General features: G+C 61.4%; 2 protein-coding genes and 1 pseudogene. All 3 read right to left on the reverse strand.

Annotated features, from left to right (window positions below):
* Positions 1 to 242: pseudogene (locus tag WBB95_RS19120) on the reverse strand (4-deoxy-4-formamido-L-arabinose-phosphoundecaprenol deformylase); the annotation flags it as partial.
* Positions 242 to 2,233 (reverse strand): bifunctional UDP-4-amino-4-deoxy-L-arabinose formyltransferase/UDP-glucuronic acid oxidase ArnA, encoded by a 1,992-nt coding sequence (gene arnA, locus WBB95_RS19125; RefSeq protein ID WP_424489004.1) that lies wholly within the window; start codon positions 2,231 to 2,233, stop codon positions 242 to 244. The gene arnA and the pseudogene WBB95_RS19120, both read right to left, overlap by 1 nt.
* Positions 2,230 to 2,911 (reverse strand): undecaprenyl-phosphate 4-deoxy-4-formamido-L-arabinose transferase (locus WBB95_RS19130; protein ID WP_424489005.1); only part of this gene is annotated, 682 nt, incomplete at its 5' end. The genes arnA and WBB95_RS19130, both read right to left, overlap by 4 nt.

Raw genomic sequence — 2,911 nt, forward strand, 5'->3', positions numbered from 1 at the left:
GGCCAGGCGGTGCCGGCCAGCAAAATGTCCCAGCCATACAGCCCGGCGGCATTGGAACGCAGCATCTTCCACAGGAACTGCGGACGGATCAGGCGCCACAAGTGGCGCCCCATGTTGTCCGGCCCGACACTGAAGAAGAACGTCGCTTTTACCCCGGCCTCATCCAGGGATTCGAGCAACCGCGGCACACCTTCACGGGTGCCACGGTAGGTATCGACGTCGATGCGCAAGCCTGCCTTCATTACTTTTTGTCCGCGATTTCGAGCATGGCTTCTTTCAGGAAGAAGTCCAGGGTGTTGCCAATGGTTTCGCTCATCTCAACGGTAGGCTCCCAGTTCAACAGGCGCTTGGCGTTTTCGATGCTTGGCTTGCGGTGTGCCACGTCCTGGTAACCAGTGCCGTAGAACGCCTTGCTCTCTACGTCGCGGAAACCGGCGAACGGAGGGAAGTTGCTGCGCAGCGGGTGAGCTTCGAACTGACGCAGCAGCTCTTCGCCCAGCTGACGGATGCTGGCTTCGTTTTCCGGGTTGCCGATGTTGATGATCTGGCCGTTGCAGTTGTCGTTATCGTTGTCGATGATGCGGGCCAGGGCCTCGATACCGTCAGCGATGTCAGTGAAGCAACGTTTCTGCTCGCCACCGTCGAACAGGCGGATCGGCGTGCCTTCCACCAAGTTCAGGATCAGTTGGGTGATAGCACGGGAACTGCCGATACGGGCCGAGTCCAGGCGGTCAAGGCGTGGGCCCATCCAGTTGAACGGACGGAACAGGGTGAACTTCAGGCCTTTGTCGCCGTAAGCCCAGATCACGCGGTCCAGCAGTTGCTTGGAGACCGAGTAGATCCAGCGCTGTTTGTTAACCGGGCCCACCACCAGGTTGGAGGTGTCTTCGTCGAAGTACTGGTCCTGGCACATGCCATAGACTTCGGAAGTCGACGGGAAGATCACGCGCTTGTTGTACTTGACGCAGTAGCGAACCAGTTTCAGGTTCTCTTCGAAGTCGAGCTCGAACACGCGCAGCGGGTTGCGGGTGTATTCGATCGGCGTGGCGATGGCCACCAGCGGCAGGACCACGTCGCACTTCTTGATGTGGTACTCGATCCACTCGGAGTGAATGCTGATGTCGCCTTCCACGTAGTGGAAGTTCGGGTGGCTGCGCAGGCGCTCAATAGCGTCGGAGCCGATGTCCAGGCCGTAGATCTCGTAACGGTCGTCACGCAGCAGGCGCTCGGACAGGTGGTTACCGATAAAGCCGTTCACACCCAGGATCAGTACGCGGGTACGACGTGGCTTGCGGCCAGACTCGGCGCCGCGCAGCACGGAACCGTCAACCAGGCCCAATTCGTCAGCCAGGGACGGGCCAGCCAGGTACAGGCCGTTCTCGTTGCGCTGGCCGAACTTGACCACCAGGGAGTCTTCACCGCAGGCGATGCGCAGCGGGTTGACGCTGATCACACGGCCAGGCGCCAGGCCTTCGTTGCCCTTGACCACTTCAGCTTGCCAAACGATCAGTTTGTGCTCGCCCACGGCGCAGAAGGCGCCCGGGTACGGTTGGGTCACGGCGCGAACCAGGTTGAACAGCTGCTCAGCAGGCTTTTTCCAGTCCAGCTTGCCATCGGCGGCGGTGCGGCGGCCGAAGTAGGTGGCTTGGCTTTCGTCCTGTGCGGTTTCGGCCAGTTTGCCGGCGGCCAGTTGCGGCAGCGCGTCGCGCAGCAGGTTAGCGGCGGTTTCACGCAGCTTGGCGTGCAGGCTCAGGCCGGTATCGGTACGGTCGATGATGACTTTTTGCTGGGCCAGGATCGCGCCGGCATCGGCACGCTTGACCATACGGTGCAGGGTCACGCCAGTTTCGGTTTCGCCGTTGACCAGTACCCAGTTGGCCGGTGCGCGGCCACGGTATTTAGGCAGCAACGAGCCGTGCAGGTTGAACGCGCCTTTGCTGGCGGTGGCCAACAGGGGCTCGCTCAGCAGGTTGCGGTAGTAGAAGGAGAAGATGTAGTCCGGGTTCAGCTTGGCGATGCGCTCGATCCACAGCGGGTGGTTGGCGTCTTCCGGTGCGTGCACCGGGATGCCGTTGCGGGCGCAGAGCTGGGCGACGGAACCGTAGAAATTGTTTTCCTTGGGGTCGTCGGCATGGGTGAACACGGCAGCAATGTCGTAGCCGGCGGTCAGCAGGGCTTCAATGCCTGCACAGCCAATATCGTGGTAAGCGAAGACAACAGCTTTTGAATTCATGACGAAACCTGATCGGAAGGAGAAGTAGGAGAGTGGGACGTTGCCAGGCCATCAACGACAACGACCGGGGCAGGCGCTGCAGGTTGGTTGCGCAGCACTTTTTCAATAAAGAAGCGTGGGCGAGCACGCACGTCACTGTACATGCGCCCCAGGTATTCACCCAAGAGGCCCATGCCGATGAACTGGCCACCCGTGAAGACGAACAGCACGGCGAACAACACAAATGTGCCGTCGCCAGCCCAAGTGGCACCGAAGGCCAGGCGCAGGATGATCAAGGCGAAGGCGAACACCATGCCCAGTGCCGCGAGGCTGAAACCGACAATGCTCAGCAGGCGCAGCGGCGTGGTGGTCATGCACGTGAGCAGGTCGAACATCAGGCTGATCAGGCGCATCGGGCTGTATTTGGACTCGCCATGTTCACGCTCGGCGTGATGCACCAGGATCTCGGTGGTGTGGCGGGCGAAACCGTTGGCCAGGATCGGGATGAACGTGCTGCGCTCGCGGCAGGCGAGCATGGCGTCGACGATGGTGCGGCGGTAAGCGCGCAGCATGCAGCCGTAGTCGCTCATGGCCACGCCGGTGGAGCGTTGCACGGCCAGGTTGATCAGGCGCGAAGGCCAGCGGCGAAAGGCCGAGTCCTGGCGGTTGTTGCGCACGGTGGCAACCACGTCGTAGCCC

This window comes from Pseudomonas sp. (genome assembly GCF_049645325.1).
In the GTDB taxonomy this organism is placed as follows: domain Bacteria; phylum Pseudomonadota; class Gammaproteobacteria; order Pseudomonadales; family Pseudomonadaceae; genus Aquipseudomonas.